At 39.6% G+C, this 23,809-nt stretch carries 21 protein-coding genes; 9 read left to right on the forward strand and 12 right to left on the reverse strand.

The window, feature by feature from the left end; translation table 11 throughout:
* Window positions 1–79 precede the first annotated feature (79 nt).
* From AC1DDK_RS16935 to AC1DDK_RS16945, 3 genes are read left to right on the forward strand one after another with little or no spacing between them, the layout of a single operon-like run.
* Complete coding sequence (locus AC1DDK_RS16935) at window positions 80–1,111, forward strand: SDR family oxidoreductase (RefSeq protein WP_288879305.1); 1,032 nt, start codon at window positions 80–82, stop codon at window positions 1,109–1,111.
* 44 nt (window positions 1,112–1,155) lie between these two features.
* Window positions 1,156–2,286: an MBL fold metallo-hydrolase gene (locus tag AC1DDK_RS16940; RefSeq protein WP_337716197.1), complete on the forward strand. Its 1,131-nt coding sequence runs from the start codon at window positions 1,156–1,158 to the stop codon at window positions 2,284–2,286.
* Window positions 2,287–2,307: 21 nt separating this feature from the next.
* Window positions 2,308–3,111, forward strand: a complete 804-nt coding sequence (locus AC1DDK_RS16945; RefSeq protein ID WP_477633980.1) for a helix-turn-helix domain-containing protein — start codon at window positions 2,308–2,310, stop codon at window positions 3,109–3,111.
* Window positions 3,112–3,116: 5 nt separating this feature from the next.
* On the opposite strand, the gene AC1DDK_RS16950 is transcribed toward AC1DDK_RS16945, so the two are convergent.
* The 3 genes from AC1DDK_RS16950 to AC1DDK_RS16960 all read right to left on the reverse strand — a co-directional run bounded on the left by AC1DDK_RS16950 (window position 3,117) and on the right by AC1DDK_RS16960 (window position 6,155).
* Window positions 3,117–3,449, reverse strand: coding sequence for a DUF6686 family protein (locus AC1DDK_RS16950; protein ID WP_246269702.1), 333 nt, complete (start codon window positions 3,447–3,449; stop codon window positions 3,117–3,119).
* Between the two features lie 345 nt (window positions 3,450–3,794).
* Complete coding sequence (locus AC1DDK_RS16955; RefSeq protein WP_337716193.1) at window positions 3,795–4,697, reverse strand: alkaline phosphatase family protein; 903 nt, start codon at window positions 4,695–4,697, stop codon at window positions 3,795–3,797.
* Window positions 4,698–4,859: 162 nt separating this feature from the next.
* Window positions 4,860–6,155 carry a hypothetical protein gene (locus AC1DDK_RS16960; RefSeq protein WP_288879303.1) on the reverse strand — a complete coding sequence of 432 codons (1,296 nt, stop codon included), beginning with the start codon at window positions 6,153–6,155 and terminating at the stop codon, window positions 4,860–4,862.
* A 267-nt stretch (window positions 6,156–6,422) separates the two neighbouring features.
* Here AC1DDK_RS16960 and AC1DDK_RS16965 point away from each other — a divergent pair, with 267 nt between their 5' ends.
* Both AC1DDK_RS16965 and AC1DDK_RS16970 read left to right on the forward strand, forming a co-directional pair.
* Window positions 6,423–8,573 (forward strand): alpha-galactosidase, encoded by a 2,151-nt coding sequence (locus AC1DDK_RS16965; protein WP_337716191.1) that lies wholly within the window; start codon window positions 6,423–6,425, stop codon window positions 8,571–8,573.
* A 103-nt stretch (window positions 8,574–8,676) separates the two neighbouring features.
* Complete coding sequence (locus AC1DDK_RS16970) at window positions 8,677–9,753, forward strand: zinc-binding dehydrogenase (RefSeq protein ID WP_477633981.1); 1,077 nt, start codon at window positions 8,677–8,679, stop codon at window positions 9,751–9,753.
* Between the two features lie 200 nt (window positions 9,754–9,953).
* On the opposite strand, the gene AC1DDK_RS16975 is transcribed toward AC1DDK_RS16970, so the two are convergent.
* The 5 genes from AC1DDK_RS16975 to AC1DDK_RS16995 form a co-directional block, all read right to left on the reverse strand.
* Window positions 9,954–10,844: an AraC family transcriptional regulator gene (locus AC1DDK_RS16975; RefSeq protein ID WP_288879300.1), complete on the reverse strand. Its 891-nt coding sequence runs from the start codon at window positions 10,842–10,844 to the stop codon at window positions 9,954–9,956.
* A gap of 102 nt (window positions 10,845–10,946) precedes the next feature.
* Window positions 10,947–12,188: an NAD(P)/FAD-dependent oxidoreductase gene (locus AC1DDK_RS16980; protein WP_477633982.1), complete on the reverse strand. Its 1,242-nt coding sequence runs from the start codon at window positions 12,186–12,188 to the stop codon at window positions 10,947–10,949.
* A 14-nt stretch (window positions 12,189–12,202) separates the two neighbouring features.
* Window positions 12,203–13,204 carry a 4-hydroxyproline epimerase gene (locus AC1DDK_RS16985; RefSeq protein WP_172662869.1) on the reverse strand — a complete coding sequence of 334 codons (1,002 nt, stop codon included), beginning with the start codon at window positions 13,202–13,204 and terminating at the stop codon, window positions 12,203–12,205.
* A 2-nt stretch (window positions 13,205–13,206) separates the two neighbouring features.
* Entirely contained in the window at window positions 13,207–14,778 is a 1,572-nt protein-coding gene (locus AC1DDK_RS16990) for an aldehyde dehydrogenase (NADP(+)) (RefSeq protein WP_337716187.1), read from the reverse strand.
* The gene (locus AC1DDK_RS16995) at window positions 14,775–15,710 is read right to left on the reverse strand and encodes a dihydrodipicolinate synthase family protein (protein ID WP_337716185.1); all 936 of its coding nucleotides are present in this window, start codon (window positions 15,708–15,710) and stop codon (window positions 14,775–14,777) included. The genes AC1DDK_RS16990 and AC1DDK_RS16995 overlap by 4 nt, the downstream gene beginning before the upstream one ends.
* 250 nt (window positions 15,711–15,960) lie before the next feature.
* Here AC1DDK_RS16995 and AC1DDK_RS17000 point away from each other — a divergent pair, with 250 nt between their 5' ends.
* Together AC1DDK_RS17000 and AC1DDK_RS17005 are read left to right on the forward strand one after the other, a co-directional pair.
* Window positions 15,961–16,209 (forward strand): hypothetical protein, encoded by a 249-nt coding sequence (locus AC1DDK_RS17000; protein WP_172662866.1) that lies wholly within the window; start codon window positions 15,961–15,963, stop codon window positions 16,207–16,209.
* Window positions 16,206–16,727, forward strand: coding sequence for a hypothetical protein (locus tag AC1DDK_RS17005; RefSeq protein WP_288879296.1), 522 nt, complete (start codon window positions 16,206–16,208; stop codon window positions 16,725–16,727). Before AC1DDK_RS17000 ends, AC1DDK_RS17005 begins: the two co-directional genes overlap by 4 nt.
* A 9-nt stretch (window positions 16,728–16,736) precedes the next feature.
* Here the strand turns inward: AC1DDK_RS17005 and AC1DDK_RS17010 are convergent, their stop codons facing one another.
* The 3 genes from AC1DDK_RS17010 to AC1DDK_RS17020 form a co-directional block, all read right to left on the reverse strand.
* On the reverse strand, window positions 16,737–18,758 hold the full coding sequence (locus AC1DDK_RS17010; protein ID WP_337716183.1) for a plastocyanin/azurin family copper-binding protein: 2,022 nt from the start codon (window positions 18,756–18,758) through the stop codon (window positions 16,737–16,739).
* 7 nt (window positions 18,759–18,765) lie between these two features.
* Window positions 18,766–19,473 carry a hypothetical protein gene (locus AC1DDK_RS17015; RefSeq protein WP_477622081.1) on the reverse strand — a complete coding sequence of 236 codons (708 nt, stop codon included), beginning with the start codon at window positions 19,471–19,473 and terminating at the stop codon, window positions 18,766–18,768.
* A gap of 126 nt (window positions 19,474–19,599) precedes the next feature.
* Window positions 19,600–20,952 (reverse strand): alpha-L-fucosidase, encoded by a 1,353-nt coding sequence (locus tag AC1DDK_RS17020; protein WP_477633983.1) that lies wholly within the window; start codon window positions 20,950–20,952, stop codon window positions 19,600–19,602.
* Window positions 20,953–21,179: 227 nt separating this feature from the next.
* Here AC1DDK_RS17020 and AC1DDK_RS17025 point away from each other — a divergent pair, with 227 nt between their 5' ends.
* Complete coding sequence (locus tag AC1DDK_RS17025; RefSeq protein WP_337716179.1) at window positions 21,180–21,935, forward strand: SDR family oxidoreductase; 756 nt, start codon at window positions 21,180–21,182, stop codon at window positions 21,933–21,935.
* Between the two features lie 190 nt (window positions 21,936–22,125).
* Complete coding sequence (locus AC1DDK_RS17030) at window positions 22,126–22,575, forward strand: DoxX family protein (RefSeq protein ID WP_172662860.1); 450 nt, start codon at window positions 22,126–22,128, stop codon at window positions 22,573–22,575.
* Here AC1DDK_RS17030 and AC1DDK_RS17035 read toward each other — a convergent pair.
* Window positions 22,572–23,804: an RNA polymerase sigma factor gene (locus tag AC1DDK_RS17035; protein ID WP_337716177.1), complete on the reverse strand. Its 1,233-nt coding sequence runs from the start codon at window positions 23,802–23,804 to the stop codon at window positions 22,572–22,574. The genes AC1DDK_RS17030 and AC1DDK_RS17035 overlap by 4 nt on opposite strands.
* Window positions 23,805–23,809 lie beyond the last annotated feature (5 nt).

The raw sequence follows: 23,809 nt of genomic DNA on the forward strand, positions 1-23,809 counted from the left end.
AAACAAAGTGAAATTGGACTTTTCAACAAAACAAGATTGCTCTTTAATCTGCAATTTTGTTCTATCAATTTGAAAGCAAATGACAAATTCAATTCATACAGTATTGGTAACAGGCGGATCAGGCTTTGTCGCTGTTCATTGCATCCAGCAATTATTGGATAAAGACTACCTGGTAAGAACCACCCTGCGCGATTTAAATAAACAGGATAAAGTGATAGCCATGCTTAAAAAAGGCGGAATCACTGACTTCAGTAATCTTTCTTTTGTAAAAGCAGATCTCACCAGTGATGACAATTGGAGCACGGCTGTAAAAGATTGTGACTACGTTTTGCATGTAGCTTCTCCCATTTTCTTAAAACTGCCAAGGCATGAAGACGAAATGATACGTCCCGCAGTTGACGGAACTATACGCGTACTTAAAGCAGCAAGAGATGCAGGTGCTAAGCGCGTTGTTATGACGTCGAATTTTGGGGCAGTTGGCTATAGTCATAAGGATAAAACTACTTTGATTACAGAAGAAAGCTGGACAGACCCAAATGAGAAAGGGCTCTCTGCTTATAACAAATCAAAAGTATTGGCCGAAAGAGCAGCCTGGGATTTTATGGAACAGGAAGGTGGTAGTCTTGAATTGTCAGTGATCAATCCGATGGGTATTTTTGGTCCTTCCTTCACTAAAGACCTGTCCAGTGGTTTTGAGTTGCTACAAAAAGTAATAGATGGTAGCATGAAAGCGCTGCCTAACATCAGCCTCGGTATTGTAGACGTGCGTGATGTTGCTGATCTGCACATCCGGGCAATGACCAATCCCCAGGCAAAAGGACAACGATTTTTGGCCTTAAGCGGTGGTACAATGTCACTTTTAGAAATAGCAGATTTCCTTAAAAATGAAATGCCTGAGGCAGCTGCAAACGCATCCACCAAAACAATCCCAAACTGGTCGATCCGCATTGCCGCGTTATTTAATGCACAAGCAAAAGCCATTGCTCCTCTGGTGGGCATTTACCGCAATGCAAGTAATGAAAAGGCCAGAACCCTATTAGGATGGACACCCCGCAGTAACCAGGAAGCCATATTAGCAACGGCCAAAAGTTTGGTGGAATTTGCATCATAAACATTAAAGCCTCATCATTACTTAAACCTAAATCACTAACCCGTATGAAACGGTTTTTAAAAATAATTAAACGAACTATGATTATCCTGCTTAGCACAGCGATGCTTTTATCCATCGCTACTTTTTTTTATATCCGTCAGGCAAAATTTGGGCAGGCTCCTACCGCCCAGCGATTGGAACTGATAAAAAATTCGCCTCGTTATAAGGACGGCAAATTTCAGAATACTCATCATACACCCGACCTTACCGAAGGCTACAGCATTAGCGGTATCCTTTACGACCAGTTGTTCGGCGACCATCCCAGAAGAAGTCCCACTGCAATCATACCTTCTAAAAAAACCGATTTGCACAGCCTTCCTCCCGATTCAAACGTCCTGGTGTGGTTTGGTCACTCCTCTTATTTCATGCAGATAGACGGGAAGCGCTTTCTGGTAGATCCTGTTTTAAGTGGCAGCGCATCTCCAGTGCCATGGACAGTAAAAGCCTATAAAGGTACAGACCGATATACGGTTGATGATCTGCCTCCTATTGACTACCTGCTGATCAGTCATGACCACTATGATCACCTGGACTACGAAACAATTACCAAGCTAAAAGATAAAGTAAAAACAGTTATCTGCGGACTTGGTGTAGGTGCTCATTTCGAACATTGGGGATATGCTGCTGATAAAATCATTGAAAGTGACTGGAACAACAGCATATCATTGGATGTTGGATTTAAAGTACACACCACCCCTGCAAGACATTTTTCGGGCAGAGGTTTTACAAGAAATAATACATTGTGGATGTCTTATGTGCTGCAAACACCAGGCACAAAAATCTATATTGGCGGAGACAGCGGTTATGACACACACTTTGCAGAAATTGGTAAACAGTTTGGGCCAATTGATCTTGCGATATTAGAGAATGGGCAATACAACGTAGCCTGGAAGGCAATCCATATGCTGCCAGAACAGGTGCTGCAGGCCGCAGAAGATTTAAAAGCTAAAAGACTGTTTCCGGTGCACTCTTCTAAATTTACCCTGGCAATGCACTCATGGGACGAGCCTCTTATCAAAGTTACAGAACTAGCCAAAATACAGCACTTACCCTTGGTTACACCGGTTATTGGTGAAATGGTAGACCTAAACGATACCACACAAGTTTTTCCAGAATGGTGGAAAGGTGTAAATTAGTAAACCATAAAAGATAAGGCCATGCGCTATACTGAAATCAAATCCTGCTACCTCGGCCCGGAGATATCTCCCGAACAGTTCGTCCCTGAGCATTTCTTTTTGTTTTTGGCCAAAGGTTTGATAACAGGATACGACGGCAGTAAAAAATATGAACTGAAATCAGGAGAATCTTGCATTGTCAAAAAAAATCATCTGGCCAGGTATCACAAGCAAAAATACAATGGAGACTTTGAGAAAGTAGTGGTGATTTTTGACAAAGCTTTCCTGAAAACCTTTCAGGATAAGCACCAAATCAAAATAAGTACTTCTGAGGAAGAAGATGCCTTTATCCTTTTAAAAAAGGATTCTATGATCACCAATTTCATCAGTTCACTTTCTGCTTATTACAATGATGAGGGTAAAATAGACGAGAAATTTTCCAATATCAAAAGAGAAGAACTTCTATTGATCCTTTTGCAAAAGCAACCTGAGTTGTATCCTATTTTCTTTGATTTTGGACATCCGGAAAAAATAAACCTCGAAGAATTTATGAATCGCAATTATAAATTCAATGTAAGCATTGAACGTTTTGCTTACCTTACAGGAAGAAGTATCTCTGCATTTAAAAGGGATTTTAAAGATATTTTCMATGACACGCCTAGCCGATGGCTGGTTAAGAAACGCCTGGAAGAAGCTTACTTTCTGATAGAAAGAAAGGGAAAGAAACCTACTGATATTTATATTGATCTTGGATTCGAGGACTTGTCGCATTTCTCCTTTGCTTTTAAAAAGAAATACGGATTGGTTCCTTCTCTTCTGAAAAATCAGGTGTTAAGCAGAGGATAACATGGTTAATGTCCTGTATCTCTTTCCATCAACATATAAACTTCATTCATATATGTTGCTTCTGAAAGTGCTGCCCTAAAGTCTTCCAGCTCTTCTGGATCAAAAGTAAAACTGATATCATCATTTGGAGTATGTAAAATTATTCGGTCTTCTCCATCAGGGAAAGGCAATGAATTGCTTTCAAAACAGATCGTGTCAACAACTTCTTTAAAGGAAGTAAATCCTATTGCCGGGAAATTGAGCACAAGGTTGTGGTGCCATATGTAATACATCTTGCATCCAGCGCAGCAGCTGATGACTGTTTTTCCTCTGGTTGTTAATACTCTTGTCTGGCACATGTTACTTGTTTGTGCCTGAATTACCCATGCCCATTAACATGGGTAACCAGGACTTGATACATTATCAAATTAACTAACTAAACTAAGATCAGCGGGGCGCTGATCTGCACCAAAGGTATAACAATTTTTCATTATTTATAATTATTCTAAATAAAGAATTATTTTAAAAGAGTATAGCCTTATTGGGGACCCTATGTCAATAGCACACGATAGTAATGCCCTTGCTCTGCCTCAGCTGTACTTGAGGAATGCTTCAGACTTGCTTCATCGAAGTTGATACTGAAGCAAGCCTCAAGGAGAGCTAAACCATGGCTGAAGGATAGGAAGGTAACAGAGAAGATATTCCTACTTAAATATCGCATTTGGTACAACCCCTGTCCAGGCAGCAGGTAGCTTGCTTACTCCAAAAATCTTTGCCAATACCAAAGCTGTATTTTTATTGCTGTTGAATTCGGTAATCAGACCACGTTTCCTGATTTGAGGTCCGGTAATGGCCCATGGCACCTGCATTTCCGACATTGACACACCACCATGTCCCTGGTTAATGCCACCATGGTCTGTAATTAGCAGAAAGTGCGTATCTTTATAAATTCCAGCTGTTTTTAGTTTGTTCAGCAATATGCCAATTTCAACATCTGCATCCTCAATAGCCTTAATATATTCAGGAGACATCCACTTGAAGCTGTGACCAGCATGATCAGTATGTACGCTGTATAAAAATACAAGTGTAGGGCTTTGTTTATTTTTTAATAGAAAATCGTATGCTTTGCTATAGTTTTCCTGATAACGATCATTCTCTTCAAAATTAACCTCATCAAGGTATTTTTTATTAATAGGATTGATCAGTTCTTTCCAGTTATAGTAGTAGGCAATTTTTGACGAGGGTACTTCATCCTTCAAAACCTTAAATATTGAAGGGTAATATCCCTCTTTATCTGTCGCAATTGGAGTAAGTGGATGTTTTTCCATTGTCCAGTCATTACTGGTTATTCCATGCTCTTCCGGGCCTGAGCCAGTCATGTGGCTGGTCCAATTTGGAAGTGTAATGGATGGCATTACCGGCCTGGTAGTTAGCGAAAGTACGCCATCAGCGACCATCTTGTCCAGATTAGGATGTTTTGCTGTTTTAAATCCCTCGGAACTAAAACCATCCAATCCAATAATAAGAACACGAGCAGGCGTCTTTTGTGCATTTGCAGAAAAGGAGATTACGGATAAAATAAGTGCTTTGAAAAAAAAAGATCTCATGTGTATACTTGTTTGATATATAACAAAGTTAAATCTGTTTAATTTAAGTATGCGTATTTGTTTGTACAAATCAAAAACAAAAAAATGTATACGTAAAGTATTTAAGGTTAATTGATTAAAAGATAATTTGAATTCAAATGGATGTATGATTCGAGGTTTTTTTTAGAAAGTTTCATGTGTACTCAGATCATGTAGCTCAGGTGAAACTGCTTTACCAATGCCATTAAATAATATCTTAATTCCCATTACCTTGCCTATTGATCGCTGATATTTAGTAAAAAGTACTTTTTTACCGTTTAAAACGACTGATGCCTGCTTATTTTCTACTTTAATCATTACCTCGCCGCCATTTTCAGGATTAAAAGCGAGGGCGCCCAAAAATTGTTCAGAGCCTAATACCCTGACTTCCGAAAATTTGTATTCAGAGAAAGCCACACAGCTCCGTCTGTTTAACTTTAACAGGTGTCTGTGCTTTTCACCTAAAATGATAATTGTAGTTTCAACACATTGAGTGCCTGGTCTGCTTTGTTCGGCAAATATTTTACAGGAGAAAGAAAAATTATCTCCGTTAATATGTGATGGCTTGATGTTGCTAAAGCCAACCACAAAGGGCTTATGCGTGTCAAGTCCTGCTGAGTCGAGTTGTTTTGGCGATACATAAATGTTTTTTGGATCCAGTGATTTTAACCCTGCAATGGGGAATGCCCTGGAGGTATCGTTACCAGAATTGGCTACCCAGCCCTTGGTTTGCATATAGGCCGAGGCTGTATCTATTGGCTTATTGTGATATAACAATGTTGCATACACCACTCCTGGGTTTCTAAAGAATTTTGTGATCTTGTTTTTACCCTTAATGGAAGACACCAATGCTTCATCCATAAAATCTACCTGATATTCTTCATTTTCATCAAAAGAAACCTTTGAGTTTAGTTTAAATACAGCGGTATGTGGTACACTGCCGAAAGGATTTTCGCACACCAGTTTTACCTGCATAGACTCGGCTGTATTTTTCCAAAAGAAGACAATGGCTAATATAACCAAAACCAATGCTGCAAAAATAGCAACAACAAGTCGCGGTACTTTAGTGTCTTTAGGTACTTCAATATCATTTTCCTGATCAGTAGAGATGGATGTAACATTCTCGATCTTTAAAGTTGCGAAAACCAGTTCAAATTCCTGCCAATCGCGATAACCAATGAATTGCGATAATGCATCTCTGGTAGCTTTTTGGGGAAAATAGCGTTGGGGAGTTTTCAATCGGCCAAATATCCTTTTAAGTGTATTTACACTTAAATACACACCCGTTTGTTTGCCCAATTGACTACTTAATCTATTGTAATCTTCAATCCGCCATTCAGTAATGGCTTTGTCTCCCATCTTTTCTGTTATTTTCTGGCAGCAAAGATCTAATGCTTTAAAAAAAGATTGATTTACCGGCCGTACAGAATTAGAATCCATTTAAGAGTATCTCCTTAATAATTAAGCAATTATAACTACAAAACACTGCTTTCTCTTTGTATGGCCATTTGCATCTTTTTTACACCTTTTAGAAATAGATTTACGATCACAATTAACACATCCTTGTACAAACATATAAAATAACCGACCAATCAGGTATGTATTTTCTGTTAAACTTTTACCAGAAATGAAAAACATGCAGACTAAATTGTTTTACTTAGACAAAAAATGATATTCAAAAAATCTTTAAAACTTTTCTTAATATTTATGACCATAGGACAAAGTAACTTTGCTCAGAAAACATTTGAGATCACTACAAAAAACAATGTACTTGTTTTGGAAACGGATAAGGACAATTCATTGCTTTTGAGTTACATCGGCAAAAAGCTAAAGAACACTGCAGAGTATTCCAGCATTCAATCTCTGGATAAATACAAACCTGGTTCTGACGACCTCTTTAACAAACGCGAAGCATACATTGCCTCGGGTTCTTTGAATTTATTGGAACCTGCCTTAACAGTAACCCATGCTGATGGAAACAAATCTACCGAACTTACATTTTCCAGAGTCGAAGAAAAGCAGATCGATCAAAATAGAAAACTGACCAGTATTGTACTCAAAGATGCAAAATACAATTTTGAGGTTAGCTTACACTATTTATCTTACTTTAATGAAGATGTAATAGAACAATGGGTACAAATTGTACACAAGGAAAAAGGGGATGTTGTTTTAAATAAATATGCCTCAGCAAATCTTACCCTTAGTGGTAAGAAATTCTTTCTAAAAAACCACTATAGCGGTTGGGGCCGTGAAATGCGCTCTGAGGAACAACAGCTTTTGCATGGAATAAAAACAATTGATTCGAAACTTGGAACCAGAAATAACCTGCTAAACTCCTCTTCTTTCATGATTTCTATTGATCAGCCGGCCACAGAAGATTTAGGAGAAGTTGTTGCTGGCTCATTGGAATGGACAGGAAACTTCAGGCTGGATTTTGAGACTTTTGATGAATATTACTTAAGGCTAACTGCTGGAATCAATAACTTTTCTGGGAATTACACGCTAAAACCAGGAGAAGAATTTATAACCCCCCGTTTTGTTTATACCTATTCGGCAAATGGAAAAGGCATTGCGAGCAGAAACCTGCAAAACTGGGCAAGAAATTACCAGTTACTGGAAGGTATGGGCGAGCGATCAACGTTGTTGAATAACTGGGAAACTACATATTTCGATTTTAACGATGAGAAATTGAATCACCTTATTCAAGATACCAAAAAACTGGGTGTAGATGTATTTTTACTGGATGATGGTTGGTTCGGTAACAAGTTCCCTCGAAATAATGCCACAGCAGGTTTGGGTGATTGGCAATTTAATAAACAGAAACTAGCCAATGGCATTAGTGCTTTGGGCAAGGAGGCGACAGCAAATGGTGTAAAATTCGGTATTTGGCTGGAGCCGGAAATGGTTAATCCAAAAAGTGAACTTTATGAGAACCATCCCGATTGGATTATCAGACAACCAGAAAGAAAGGAATACTACATGCGCAATCAATTGGTTCTGGACCTTAGTAATCCAAAAGTTCAGGATTTTGTATTCAATACTGTAGATGAGGTTTTTAAGGAAGTACCCGATTTGGCTTTTATCAAATGGGACTGCAATTCACTGATCTATAATGCCAACTCCCCTACTTTAAAAAACCAGGATCATTTTTATCTGGAATATGTAAAGGGCTTGAACAGTGTACTTGAGCGAATAAGAAAAAAATATCCAAAAATACCCATGATGCTTTGCGCTGGTGGCGGTACAAGAGTAGACTATGCAGCACTAAAATATTTTACTGAATTCTGGCCAAGCGATAATACCAACCCTTTTGACCGCATTTTTATTCAGTGGGAATATTCTTATTATTTCCCTTCGGTAGCTGTTGATAATCATGTTACAGATATGGGTAAGCAGCCAATCAAATTTAAAACTGATGTAGCCATGATGGGTAAACTGGGCTATGATGTGAAGGTAAATGAGCTGGACGAGAAAGAGCTTCTGTTTAGTCAAAATGCCGTTAAAATATACAATAGCATTAAAGACATTGTGTGGCACGGGCAGCAGTACCGGCTTCAGGATCCCTATGAAAACAAAGTAGCTGCCATATCATATGTTAGTGAGACCAGAGATACAGCTATAATCTTCAATTATTATGTCTCTACGCTTTACAATGCTAAAAACGCCATTCCTATAAAGCTTAAAGGCCTTGATCCTGACAAAATGTATAAGATTGAGGAAGTCAACCTTTACCCGGGTACAACCTCCCCAATTGATAGCCAAAGGTCTTATTCCGGAGACTTCCTTATGACTGTAGGTATTAATCCGGAAGCAGATGCAGGCCGAACCAGTGTTGTTTTAAAAGTTATGACGCTATAATATTATTAATAGATACTTGCCAGTATATTAACAATTTCATAATATAGTGTTTAATTATGCTAAACATAAGTTTAGTAATTGTGCACTCAAATAGATCGTTATTATGAAAGGAAATATCGTGGTTTTTGAGGGTGCCGGCAAAAAACTGCAGTTGCAAGAGAGAGAAATACCCACACTTAAATCGGGTGAAATATTAATCAAGAATCTTTATACCACCATTTGCGGAAGTGATCTCTATACTTTCAGTGGCATCCGAAGTGAAAAGACACCAACTGTATTGGGCCATGAGATTGTAGGTAGGATTGTTAGACTGGATGCAGATCATCCACGTATTGATCAGGCAGGTAACAAATTACTGGAGGGTGATCTGGTAACCTGGGCAATATTCTGTTCACATCCTCAACAAGAATGGCTGGATAAAGGTATGCCCCAAAAATCGGAGCATCTTTTTAAATACGGCCATGCACAGGTTCTGGAAGAAGACGCCTTTCATGGTGGTTTAAGCGAATATTGTATTTTGCGGGCTCATACATGTGTCCTTAAATTACCTAATGAATTACCCCTGCCTATTGCAGCAACCATTAATTGTGCACTGGCAACTRTGGCCGGAGCGATTAGACTGGCCGGGCCTTTGGAGAAAAAAAATGTGCTTATTACAGGTCTGGGCCTTCTGGGAAATGTTACTGCCGCAATGAGTAAGGTTGCAGGGGCTACACGGATTATTGCAGTGGATGTGAATAGTGAACGTTTACAAGGATCAAAGGCATTTGGCGCTGATTTCTCTTATAATTCTAATGATGAAACAAATTTGCCGGAGATCTTAGCTGAACACAAAATTGATGTTGTATTTGATATGAGTGGTTCGCCAGACGCGATAGAATTGGGAATTGCATCATTAAGAACCGGTGGAACTGCTATTTGGGCCGGCGCAGTTTTTAAAACCAGGAAGATTGGCATTGATGCTGAGCAAATCATAAGAAAACTGCTTACCATTAAAGGTTTGCATAACTATAATTTCGAGGACCTTCAATACGCCCTCAACTTTATAAAAGAACAGCATCTGAATTTTCCGTTTTTGGATATAGTGTCGAAAGAATTTTCTTTAACTGAGGCTCAGGAAGCCTTTGAGTATGCAATTGCACACAGACCATTGCGGGTAGGTGTAAAAATGGATCTGTAACCTCACCTTACTCAAAATCATAATGTCTTTTAGAACTAAGCAATGGAAAATGTTGCTGGTAACGACTTAAACTTTTTTATCATTTTTATGGCTAATAGAGGGGATATTTAGCATATATAATTGTAAGGCCATAACTTACATAGAATTACAAATCGTTCGAATCAGATCAATCAGATAGGTTGATCTTAGTGGAAAGGGGTTTAATTTATGTTGCTGACCTTATTATACGCATCCATGTATTCGCTAGGGGTTTTACCTTTCACACTCTTGAAAACCCGGTTAAAATTATTTACACTATTGAACCCTACCTTATAGGCTACGTTTGCAATAGACTCTGGATTTCCTTCAGAAAGCAGCTTTTTACAAGCGTCATTTACTCTTACTTCATTTAGAAACGAAACAAACGTGTGACCGGTATGTTTCTTGAAGTATCGGCAAAATGCATGCGGATTCATATATGCAGTATTAGAGATGTCTTCCAGATCGATCTTGTTATGATAATTTTTCATGATGAAGTTGATAATCCGGCTCAATCGCATACCTTCATTTTCGGTAAGACTTGCAGAATAAACCTCCGGACATAAAACTTCAACATCGTTGTCTATAGATTGGATCATATTCATTAAGCTCAGGAAATTAGACAACAATACCATACCAGCAGAATGATGTATTTGTTTAATTTGTGCAGCAATCTTTGTGCATTGATTGGCTGGAATCTTAAATCCGTGCTTATAGTTGTCTAGAAAGGAATTAGCGGCTTTCAATTCGGGAAGGTCAAATAAGCCGGAAAGTGTATTTTTAGTGTTGAAATAGATAGAATGGGCCTTAACCGATTTGCCGCTCTCAGTGCTGAAATAATCAGGATTACTTTTAAATAAATGTGGCAGATTGGCTCCTACAAGAAAAATATCCCCTGAAGAAAAGACATGCATGTTGTTCCCTGCAATTAGGGTTCCTTCTCCTTGCTCCACCCAGGTAAGCTGCCACTCTTCATGTCGGTGAAGATATGGGTAAAAGTATGGTAATTCGATCTCTTCACTGACAACACTTCTATCAGCAGGTACTAAAATGGTAAAAGGTAAAACTTTCATACGCTCCCGTTTATTGATACCCAATTTACACAATCTTAACCAAAAGAGTGCTACCTATAGCTTAAGTATGCTAATATTMGGCTATAGGTAGCTAAAATCGTATTATCTGTTGGGATGGAAAGCTGAAATTTCTATTTCTGTTTTTTCCTGATCGATTAGTTGACTTACTAGTAAACCTGTTGCCGGACCAAGACTTAAGCCCATCATTCCATGACCGGTAGCAATAACCAAATTAGCTGTGCCGGAGCCGTAACCGATATAAGGTAATCCATCAGGAGATGAGGGTCTGAAGCCATACCAGATATGATCAATACGGGGCAATTTAGGTGCTAACCCAGGAAAGTATTTAGGCACGGATTCTAAAATTCCCTGGACCCTGTTCATGTTTATTTTGTTGTTAATTTTTGCAATTTCCATTGTTCCACCAAACCTGAGTTGTCCATTCATTGGGGTAATGGCAACTCTTGCTTCACACAGTAATGCCGGAATGKTCATTCTTTGTTCCGGTTCATCCTCCATAAATGAATATCCTTTTCCCGGCATCAGGGATAAATTCAGATTTAACATTTTTGCTAGTGAAGGTGACCAGGCTCCTGCTGCCAATACATATTGGTCGGCGTTCCACTTTGTTGCGCCGGTATAGATAGCGCTAATATTCTTGCCGGAGCGTTCGATATTAGTAACCTCTAGATTTCGCAAAATCTCTACTCCCTGTCTTTCCAAATGCAGGGTTAACAATTCCATTAATTTAGCTGGATCAAGGTGCGCATCGCATCGATAGTGAGCCGCTCCAAGTACATCCAGATCCAGTTTTGGCTGGAGTGCTTTACATTCATCGGAATTTAATATAGCTATATCCAATCCAAGTTCCTTTGCTTTAAGTGCCAGGTGCAATTCTTCTTCTGCAGCAGCTTCGGTTTTATAGTAAGCTAAAATTCCATTTTTGGTGAGGTCAAAATCCAGTGCAGGATTGCTATAAAGTCCTTCGTATAATTTTTTGCTGAGCAGTGAGATGTTCCGTAGTGGCTCTGCGGATTCTGTAACATGCTTTTTATTTGCCTTTCGAAGAAATTTGATGCCCCAGGCAGGCAGTCCGGAACTTAGGGATGGCTTTACATAAAATGGGCTGCTGCTATTGAACATCCATCTAAACCCCTGACTAATCATTCCGGGTGCTGCAAGCGGGATAAAATGACTGGGAACGATCATACCCGCATTGCCAAATGAGCAACTGTCTTTAATACTGCCTTTGTCGATTACGGTTACCTGATGTCCCTTTTTGCTTAGGTAATAAGCAGAACTTAGTCCGACAATTCCAGCACCTATTATTATAATTTTCTGCATTTGTTTCTTATATCTTATATCACCTGAAATCCATGAGCATACGGGTCTCTGTCATCTATTTTAATGGTGTTGTATCCATATACTTCGGCCCAGCCTTCGATGCTTGGAATAATAGCATCGTATTTATCCATCGTAACAACATCCTCAATCCTACCTGTGAATTTGCTTCCTATGATGCTTTCATGAATAAAAACATCTCCTTTTTTCAATTTTCCCTTTGCATGCCACTGCGCCATTCTAGCTGATGTACCCGTGCCGCAAGGTGAACGATCTATAGCTTTGTCGCCATAAAATACCGCATTTCGAGCGGTAGCGGTAGGATCAATCGTATCTCCCGCCCAAAGAATATGGCTGCAGCCATTAATTGTAGGATCTTGCGGGTGCACAAAACTATACCTTTCATTGATTTGCTTTCGGATATCTCGACTCCAGCTAATAAGCTGACCGGCGGTATGCTCCTGTATGCCTTTAAAATTCTTCTGAGGATCAATAATGGCGTAGAAATTACCGCCATAGGCAACATCAATAAAGAACTCTCCCAATTCCGGACATTCAATCGAAAGATTTTCAGCGGCGAGGTACGCAGGCACATTTCGAAGTTTAACAGAAATCACCTTTCCAGCTGTTTCTTTATATTCAATTAAAACCAGACCGGCAGGCGCCTCCATGCGTACAAGTCCTGGGATTTTTGGTTTTATTAATCCTTCTTCAATGGCTATAGTGATGGTGCCAATTGTACCATGTCCGCACATTGGAAGGCAGCCACTCGTTTCTATAAATAATACTGCAACATCATTTGCAGGATCATGAGGAGGATAAAGTATACTGCCCGACATCATATCATGGCCCCGGGGTTCAAACATTAACCCTTTGCGGATCCAATCAAATTCTTTCAAAAAATGTTGCCGTTTCTCACTCATATTTTTCCCGTTTAGGACGGGTCCTCCTCCGGCGACAAGCCTTACCGGGTTACCGCAGGTATGTGCATCTACACAAAAAAAAGTTTTGCTATTCATGGCTATTTAGTCCATTTGTTATTTATCAATCTGAAAATATTGAGTGGATTCTTTTCTTTTAATTCATCAGGAAGCATTTCATCAGGCCAGTTTTGCCAGGCTAATGGTCGACAAAAACGAAGCACAGCGGTTGATCCAACAGAAGTAAAACGTGAATCATTTGTAGCCGGGAAAGGTCCGCCATGTTGCATGGCTGCGCAAACCTCTACCCCTGTTGGTGGATTGTTGAGGATTAAACGGCCCGTTTTATCTTTTAACTTCTCGATCAGCAAATGATATTCAGCCAGTTCCGATGGTTCAGCCATCATTGTAATGGTCAATTGCCCCTGCAGGATATCGGCTATATCAGTAAGCTGCCTGGTGTCGTCGGCTATAACAAGCATAGAGTATGGCCCAAAAATTTCTTCCTGAAGCACTGGGTTTTGGAGAAATTCGTTCCCCGAAATTGTTGATACAATAGATAGTGCCTGACAGCTGGCATCAGCATTTAAAACCAGGGAAGCCGCTAAAACTTCTGTATTTGGTTGTTTAAGCACCTCTGTGGTTCGTTTTTTATAATTGTTGTAGATGCCAACTGTAAGCATGGTAGCAGAAGCTACACGCTCTATTTCTATTTTTAAGTGTTCTATAAAAATATCAAGCTCCTTTGATTTAACAGCAATCAGCAAACCTGGGTTTGTACAAAATTGTCCTGCGCCCATGGTAATTGATCCTGCATAAGTGGAAGCAATTTGCCCTGCCCTGCTTTTTAATGCCTGTGGCAACAGAAATATGGGATTTATGCTTCCCATTTCTGCAAAAAATGGAATCGGATTTTTCCTCTGCTGCACCATTTTGAGTAAAGCCATTCCTCCTTGATATGAACCTGTGAAAGTGACCGCTCTGGTTTCTGAATGCTTAACAAGCATTTCTCCTATTTCATAGCCCTCATCAAATAACATTGAAAAAAAACCATGATGTACTCCAGATTTGTGTAGGGCGCGCATGATCGCCTGACCAGCAAGCGCACTGGTGCCAGGGTGGGCAGCATGGGCTTTCACAATAACTGGGCAACCGGCAGCAAATGCAGAAGCCGTATCTCCTCCGGCAACAGAAAATGCAAGCGGGAAATTACTCGCACCGAATACAACCACTGGCCCCAAGGGCACCAGCATTCGCCTGATGTCGGGTTTAGGAATTGGTTGTCGATCTGGAATAGCAGTATCAATGATGGCATTCAGCCATGAACCTTCTTCAACCTGGTCTGCAAAGAGCCTGAGTTGTCCGGTAGTTCTTGCCAATTCGCCTGTTAAGCGTACTTTAGTTAAACCACTTTCCAACTGCGCACGCGCTACCAACTCTTCACCKATAAACTCAAGTTCCTCTGCTATACTTCTAAGGAAGGCAACCCTGATACTTTTAGGGAGTTGTTTGTAGTGCGCTTCTGTCGCTGCAGTCATTGCCTCATTTAAATCTTCGACAACAGCATTGAAAAATTCCTCTTTAAGTAGCTCACCTGATGCAGGATTACTCGCATAGAAGACTTTGGCTGTCCTTTTGGAATATTGGGATGCAATTATGCTCCTTCCGTTCATACAGCTGGTGATTCTAACACTCCCCAGCTGTTTTCTGGTAATACAGGTCTTGCCACCAATGCATCGTTAATAATCTTAAGGACACGCTCGCGTTCTTTACCTTTAATTTTTAATCGCGGTGCTCTTACGTTTTCTGTTCCTATACCGGTACCCACCTCAGCGAGTTTTATATATTGTACAAGTTTAGGATGAATATCCAATTCAAGAACCGGAAGGAACCACCTGTAAATTGTTAAAGCTTCCTGTATCCTGTTAGATTTTACCAAGCGGTAAATTGCTACTGTTTCTTTAGGAAAGGCATCTACAAGTCCTGCTACCCATCCATGTGCTCCCATTACCAGACTTTCCATAGCGATAGGATCTACTCCCGTAAAGATTTTAAACCGGTCTCCAAATCTGTTGATCATTCTTGTAATGTTCGAAATGTTCCTTGTCGATTCTTTGACAGCCTGAATGTTTTCATAGTTAGCAAGTTCTGCGAACATATCCAATGTTACCTCAATTTTATAATCTACTGGATTGTTGTAAATCATGATTGGTAAGTCTGTACTTTCAGCAACTGATTTAAAAAAAGCAAGTGTTTCTTCATCATCGGCATAATAACGCATTGGTGGTAAAAGCATTAAGCCGCTAGCCCCTAATTCCTTAGCTGTTTTTGCGACTTGTACTGCTGCTTTGGTAGTTGATTCTGCAATATTGAGTAAAACCGGTACCCTTCCATTTACCAATTTTATGGTATGAGACAGTAACCCAAATTTTTCTTCGTTTGTAAGTGAGCTTGCTTCGCCCAGAGATCCCCCAAGGATTAGTCCATCAACACCCGCCTCGAGCTGGGCATAGATATTTTCGTCAAATGCATTGAAATCTAACTCATCATTATCCGTAAACTTGGTTGTTACGGCTGGAAATACGCCCGACCATTTTATTTTCATAGTTTATTTTTTTTAACAAAAATAGCCCATAGAAAGACATGAAGAGATGCAGAATTTAGCTAGCTTTTCTAATAAATTGACAATATTGAGAAAAGACAGTGATGCCGCACGACCAGATGTTTTTTTATCTTCCTAGTTCTCAATTAAAACCGTAAATTTAAAGTAATTAAGGTTTTATATTTTTTAGGGTATACCTTAATACTTTGGACGAGCGTATTGGTAAAATTTGAAAACTAATCAAAACAGCTTTATGGAAACCAAAATAAAAGAAAAGCAGACAGCGATCATGGATCCAGCTTTAACAGCAGAAACTGATAATTGGAATTCATTATTGAATGGCCCACCAGAAGACGACGATATCCAATTTGAAGATGATGATCTTGAGGATGATGAATTCCCAATTGAGGAAGATCTTGATAATCTCGATTTTGATGAAGAAGATGAACTCGGGTTTGATGAAGAGGAGGATCTAGATTTTCTAGAAGCCGTATTGCATTGAAACCGTTATTCTACTCAAAAGACAGCGGACATCCGGATGATATCTATCATTATCGACCTGGAAAACCCTGGGTTAAAACCGCTGAACTTTTCTTTATCCAACCCGAAGGTAAACACCTGAGGGTGGAAAATAAAAATGTCAATTGTTTATTTAACAATCTGACCAGGGAATTATTTGACGTCCATTATAATCATTTTATACAGTTCCTGAACATAGATTTTAGTCCTATTGCTGTACAAGAAAGAAATTATGAGTTACTTGTTTCAGAGCAAGAATTCCTGATACAAAAGATCATTACGAGTTGGATCTATTATTATACCATTAATAACCTTGAAGTAAAAGTACAAAGGGATGATTTTACTCATCCCTATATGACAGATTATATTTTAAGCTTGCTGGATAAAAAATATGGCATCGATACTCTTGCGAGCCTGGCACTCGGCGCTCATCTATTGCGAATGAACTTATACGATTATTGTAACACTGTTAAAGGAAGAAGAACATATTACAATCGCTAGGTTCATGATCTATTTAATCACTTTGATCTGTCCCTTCATTACCGTGTAGTGGCCAGGATAAGAACAGATAAAAGGATATATCCCAGGTGTTTTTGGTACAGTAAAATAAATAGTATCTGATTTTCCCGGTTGCAATAATGTGGTATGTGCAAGTACCTTAGCACTATTAGGAACAAAATCATACTTTTCACCATCAAGCCCCATCTTCATCACCATTTCTCCGACAACATTACCCGCTCCTGGAGTTGTGAGCACAAAATTGTGCAGCATATCATCTGTATTGGCAAAGGTTAGCTTCACTTTCGTTCCTGCTTTTAAAGTCAAATTTGTAATGTCAAATTTCAATCCCGGTTTGGTTCCTAATAAAATGGTTTTATCCGGCCCGTTCTTCCAGCTTATTGGCTGTTTGGTAATGTGTTTCCCTGCTGCAGTACTACCAGTAATTTTGCTGTTGTTGGCTGTCATATTCCCCATGTGATGATGATCCATACCTTGTGCTGCGTTTGAAGTCTGCATGCTACCAGTTGGTTTGTTTTCGGCCGTTGCCACTACTTTTTCTCCATCCGGAATCTTATTTAAAGTATAATATCCATAATTGTGGAGCAGAGGGGTATTGTCGCCTTCTGAGCGTAGTCCTTCAGTTCTGATCTCATGAATATACCCTTCTTTTAAACTATCCAGTACTAATCGTACGCGTTTATGATCTGGAGAGATTACGATTGCTTTAATGTTGCGGGGAGATTGGTTTATCACCGGACTTCCGTAAATATGATGGTACTTATAAGTAAAAGTCGATAATTTATAAGAGCCAGCATTACGGGCAGTTTTTTCATCTACTGGCATGGTAAATTCCAGCTCGAAACCGTCGGGCTGAGCCTTTACGGTTTGCACCTCAAAAGGCATGATGCCAGACCAAGTCAAACGCTGCAGTCCATATTCTTCTTTTCCGGTTGAAGACCATCCTCTTGAAGTCATACCTACAAGCATACTGCCATCAGAACCCCAGTTCATTCTTAATATACCCGAAGAAAATCCTTCACGAAAAGGAAATACCATCCCCTGGTAAACCCCTTTAACCTTTTCAAGGAATACCCTACTGATTTTACTCTGGGCCTGGTCGCCTACAAACAGCTGTCCTTTAAAAGGGCCCATATTTCCATTATCTGAATAATTAAGGATTCCGGAAGTTGAATTACCCATGATAGAATGTGGGATCCATACAGAAGGAGTTTTTAATCCGGGTACCCTTTTGGCTACATCGTACTTGGGTTCACCTGTATCCGGAATATCTTTTTTCCGAAGCTTTACTGGAGAGCCAGGCTGATCAGCCCAGATCAAGCCTGCAGGGTTGCCTAAAAAGTCGCCCTCTTCAACATGAGTGATGCTACCTGAGCCTACCCAATCGCCCTGATTCTCTGCATAAAATACATCACCATTGTTATTCAGAGCGAAAGCCGCAGGTGAACGGAAGCCAGTAGCAAAGGGCTTCATGGTAAAATCGGGAGTGAATTTGAGCATCCAGCCATGCCATTTGGACATGCTTTCTCCAAATCCTATCCACCCTAAATTTAGGGTAACTACCATGTTGCCATCCTTGTCTAGCATAGGGCCATAGGCATACTCATGATAATTGCCGGATAATGGCCAGGAATACATTGTTCGGTATTCATCGGCTTCACCATCACCATCCAGATCCCGGAGGCGTGTAAGCTCAGCGCGCTGAGTCAGATAAATATCCCCCTTAATATAGTTTAAGCCTAATATTTCATGCATACCATGCGCAAATAGGCGATATTTAGGTTGCTCCCCATCTTTCATATATGGATTTGTGATAATCCATACCTCGCCACGGCGTGTAGCCACAGCCAATTCATCGTTGGGTAAAAAGGTCATTCCACCAACTTCAAGTGCTATTTCTTTGGGAATTGGAACAGTAACAATTGGAAATATTTGACTTTCTGTTTGTGCATTTGAGTTTACAATACCAGCACCCAGTAATAAAAGAGACAATAAGTATTTTGAATTTTTCATTCTTTGATTACCAGATTAGAGAATAGGTTAATGAATCAGTTCCATTGGCCAATTGAGCAAGCAGTTCCTGACCATTTTTTGTTTTCCTTATAAAAGTCTTTGTTTCAGCGGATACTTTTATAGTATATGCTTTATTTCCAATGCTATAAGTGTTGTCTTTCAATGCAGTGATAGTTTGTGCGGCAGCAATCCTGCAATAAAGAGGTCCCTTGCTATTGCTAATGCTTATTGTACGGTCTATACCACTACCTCCGCTTTGCACTACTATTTTATCACTTATATCAGCACCATTTGAGGAATATAAAAACGTTGGCATCTTGCTCTTATCTAATACATATCCCTTATTTTGGAGATCATCAAAGCTTATAGAATCAGGCCATACTGCATTTTGATCAGTCAGTGCTGTAATTGCAGGAGCTGCAGAAAGGGGTAACACAGTACCTAAAGGTTTGGCTAGTTGAGGCTCTCCTCTATCCTTCCACATTTCAGTCACATCAAGAAATTGCCCACGCCATACCTGCAATAATGCTCCCTGTTTCAAATCATAAGAATAGTTCAGTTTCTCAGAAGTGCCTACAGAAATTACGTGTGTACGTTTCTTTCCATCGAACATGAGATAACTACGCAATAAATAAGGTTTAGTTCCTGCGTTTAGGACATAAGGGTTGGCGCTTTGGGCCCAGGTATAAGTTGCACAGCAGGTGAAAAATGCCACGCAACACATAACTCGTTTACAGATCGTCATACTTTTATTTGGTTATTAAACAACGAAACAATCGATTGCCTAACAAATATAGAAAATTATTGTCTCACAGAAATAGCTGCGAGACAATAAAATGAATTATTTCAAACTCAATTCAATAACCGGAATTTGAAAGTTTGGTTTTTGGGTTGGTAATTTCAAGACAAGACTACCGGAAGTCGATTTGTCTTTATCAGTTAAGAGTTCTGAATTATCATGTAAAAACTGGGCATAAACGACGTCTTCACCATATCCATCCAGCACTATTTTGCCATCTTTAGGATATTCAAAAAGATGAACATACAGTTTTTTGCCAGCTTTGTTGTAGGTAAGCTGGGTTCCCGGAGCAGGTTTAAATTTATCTGGTGCAAAAGTGCATCCGTAAATTGACTTAGAATTAGCATGCATCCAAAGTCCAAGACTATCCAGTGCGGTATTTGCCCGGTTATCAAATTCGCCCCTGGCTGTTGGACCAACGTTTAACAATAAATTACCACCATTGGCAACTGAGGTAACTAATAAGCTCAGCAATTGTTTATTAGTTTTCCAGGTATTTTCATCTCTGTAATAGCCCCAGKAACCTGAAAAAGTCTGGCATGTTTCCCATGTCTTACCTTTAAATTTTGCCAAAGCTTCGGTACTAACCTGTTCTGGTGTTTCAAAATCTGCACCGTCTGTGTAGTCATCTAGATCCAGTCTGTTATCTACAATTATACCCGGCTGTAATTTTCTGATCTGCTTTAACAGGTCAACAGATGCCCAGTCTTCTTTGCCCTTGCCATGCTTACCTGGATATGAGAAATCAAGCCAGAGTATATCAATTTTTCCATACTTAGTTAAAATCTCATTAACCTGATTGCTTAAATATTTACGGTAATTAGCCATATTCCTACCTTTATTCAATGCTAAATATTGATTTTCATCATTGTTTGCCGGTTTTAAAGGATGATATTCATCAACTGTGAAATCTGGGTGATGCCAATCTATCAGTGAGTAATAGAAACCAATTTTTAAGCCTTCTGCTCTAAAAGCATCAACAAACTCTTTTACTAAATCTCTTTTAGCCAAAGTATTGGTTGCTTTGTAATCGGTGAACTTGCTATCAAACAATGTAAAACCTTCATGGTGTTTAGTGGTTAATACAACATATTTCATTCCTGCTGCTTTCGCTTTTTTTGCCCATAGTTTAGGCTGGAACTGATCAGGATTAAATTGATCGAAATATTTCTGGTAATTTTCGTTAGTAATGTGTTCATTACTTTTTACCCATTCGTGGCGGGCAGGTAAAGCGTATAAGCCCCAATGGATAAACATCCCAAATCTGGCATCTTTCCACCATTCCATTCTTTTGTCTTTTTGCTCTGGGGTTTCATTACCAATCTTCTTTTGCGCCTGTAAGGCAGAGGTTGTGAGCAGGATTAACATCAAGCCCAACAATAGTCTTCTGTTCATGTGATATCTGGTTTTTCGGTTATGTGTATAACAAATTTAGAAGATAAACAGTAGCAGAAATAAATAATATTGGCAATTGATTAAGCTTTTTTGTATAAAAAATAATTTCTATCAGTGCATTAAGGCTGATCTTGATTTAACCAACAAGAGTTAAGACTTGCTGATTTGTCCAATTTTAAAATGACGATTGTTATCATCATAAACAATCAAAATTTTAAAATTAACATATGAAAATTGTCGTAATCGGAGGCTCTGGCCTCATTGGAACAAAACTGGTAAACACTTTAAGCGAAGCGGGTCATGAAGTATTGGCGGCTTCGCCGGGAACTGGAGTAAACGCTGTTACCGGAGAAGGACTGGCAGAAGCTTTAACAGACGCAGAAGTAGTAGTTGATGTAGCCAACTCTCCATCATTTGAACAAAAGGCAGTATTGGATTTCTTCGAAACTTCTGGACGCAACCTGATTGCTGCAGAAAAAATTGCCGGCGTAAAACACCATGTTGCGCTATCGGTTGTTGGCACCGATCGTCCGAACGCCAACACTTATTTTTTGGCCAAACTTGCCCAAGAGAAACTAATTAAAGAATCCGGAATTCCTTATTCTATCCTTCATGCCACACAATTCTTTGAATTTGTAGGAGGTATTGCACAGGCTGGGACTCAAGGAGATCAGATCCATGTTTCGTCAGCTAAGTTCCAACCCATCGCATCAGATGATGTTGTTGAAGCTCTGGCTGATATTGCTGTGGGAACTCCCTTAAATGGCGCAGCAGAAGTTGCGGGGCCAGAAAAAATTGGGCTTGATGAAATCGTAAGGCAATACCTTAGCCTTAAAAATGACAACAGAGAAGTGATCTCAGATGTCCATGCTCCATATTTTGGTACAGAAATTAACGATCAGTCTCTTGTGCCCGGGGATAACGCCCGTATTGGTAAGCAAACTTATAGTAACTGGATTCGCAAACCAGGTAATTTAAGATAAGGTTAGCAGGAATACTTCACAAAATGAGGGTGGTCGTTATGCTAATGGCATCATGCCACATCGTCATCTCGACAATAGAAGAGATGACGACCTCACTTTTTCGGACACCCTCATTTATCTTTTCTAAGAAGGCTTTTTAGTACATTTAGCCTAGGTTAATAACAAAGCATTATAAATAAAGAATATATTGATGAAAAAATATACGGATACAGCCCAACTATTTCTGCGTATTGCATTAGGACTTGGTTTTTTCTCTGCAGTCCTGGACAGAATTGGCTGGCTGGGTGCCGCAGGACAAACTAATATTGCCTGGGGCAACTGGGAGTCTTTTCAGGAATACACCCACACTCTACTCCCATTTTTATCCAAATCGATTTCAGATATCATGGGTTTTATTGCAACTGCAGGTGAAGCGCTATTTGGGCTATTGCTCATTATCGGTTATAGAACCAGGCAATCCGCTATTGGAAGTTTCCTGCTGCTGTTGTCATTTGCATTCGTGATGACCATTACGCTAGGGTTAAAAGCACCTTTAAATTATTCCGTTTTTAGCGCAAGTGCTGGTGCATTTATATTGGCTACCCTATCGTCTTATCGTTGGAGCCTTGATAATTATCTGGGCAAAGTACCTAAGAATTAAACGGTCAAGTGCCGAATGTATTTGGTGATAATTGTCTTGTCGGCGTTCGAACTGGCGAGTAAAAGTGCCTGTCTATAATGCTGCAAAGCAACTGTATCATCAATATCTGTGTACAGGTTACCCAGCAGTGAATAATAAAAAAGATTATCTGTAAGTTTCAACTTTTCTGCTTCCACAATAGCTATCGCCTTCCCATAAGCCTTGGCAAGGGCAAAAGTCCTGTTCAAAGCAACAATTGGCGAATATTCTATAATCAGAAGGTTATTATATAGCTCAAGAATTTGTAACCATTTTTCTGGCGTGTCCTCTTTGTGGGTATGCCAATATGCGATACCAGCTTCCAAATGATATTTGGTTAACTGATTGCCATTGGCAGATAAACCTAAATAGTACTTGCCCTGATCAATCAATTCCTTATTCCAAAGGCTTTCATCCTGATCGTGGTACAATATAGTTTCTCCGTCCTGATTTGCGCGGGCATCAAAGCGAGAAACATGAAAACACATCAATGAAAACAATGCATTTACTTCGGGAAGATTGGTTCTCTCCTGAGCGGTTAATAAATAGGTCAGACGCATCGCTTCCGCGCAAAAATCTCTTCGGAGAGTTGTGTTCTGCGTTGTCGAATAATAACCTTCAGAGAACAAAAGATACAGGGTGATTAGCACAGTATCTACACGTTTGCTGATTTCAGTTAAATCCGGCTGTTCAATCCTGACATTTACTTCCTTTAACTTCTCCTTCGCTCTTTGAAGTCTTTTATAGACCACTTCTTTATTGGTCAGATAAGCATCAGCAATCTCCTGGATACCAAATCCACAAAGTAAATTCAATGCCAGTGCCACCTGAGATTCGGTGGATATCTCAGGGTTACATATGGTAAAGATCATGGCAAGCTGGCTATCCCCGATATTTTTCACAGACAGATCAAGCTCAAATTCTTCCATTTTAGCGGCATGGTACTGAATCTCTGGAGATAGTTTCTGCTGGAAGAGGTTATCTCGCTTTAAATAATTTTTAGTTTTATTTTTAGCAACGGTGTACAACCATGCCGTTGGGTTTTCTGGTATACCTTTGGTGCTCCATATTTCGGTAGCAGCAAGGAAAGTCTCACTCACAATATCCTCCGCTATTTCCATATGCGCGATACCAAACAAGCGGCAAAGTACAGAAACCATCTTTTGATATTCGCTCCTGAATAGATGTGGTATCAGTTCTTGTTGTTTCATTACAT

This window comes from Pedobacter sp. 05T44, assembly GCF_056395985.1.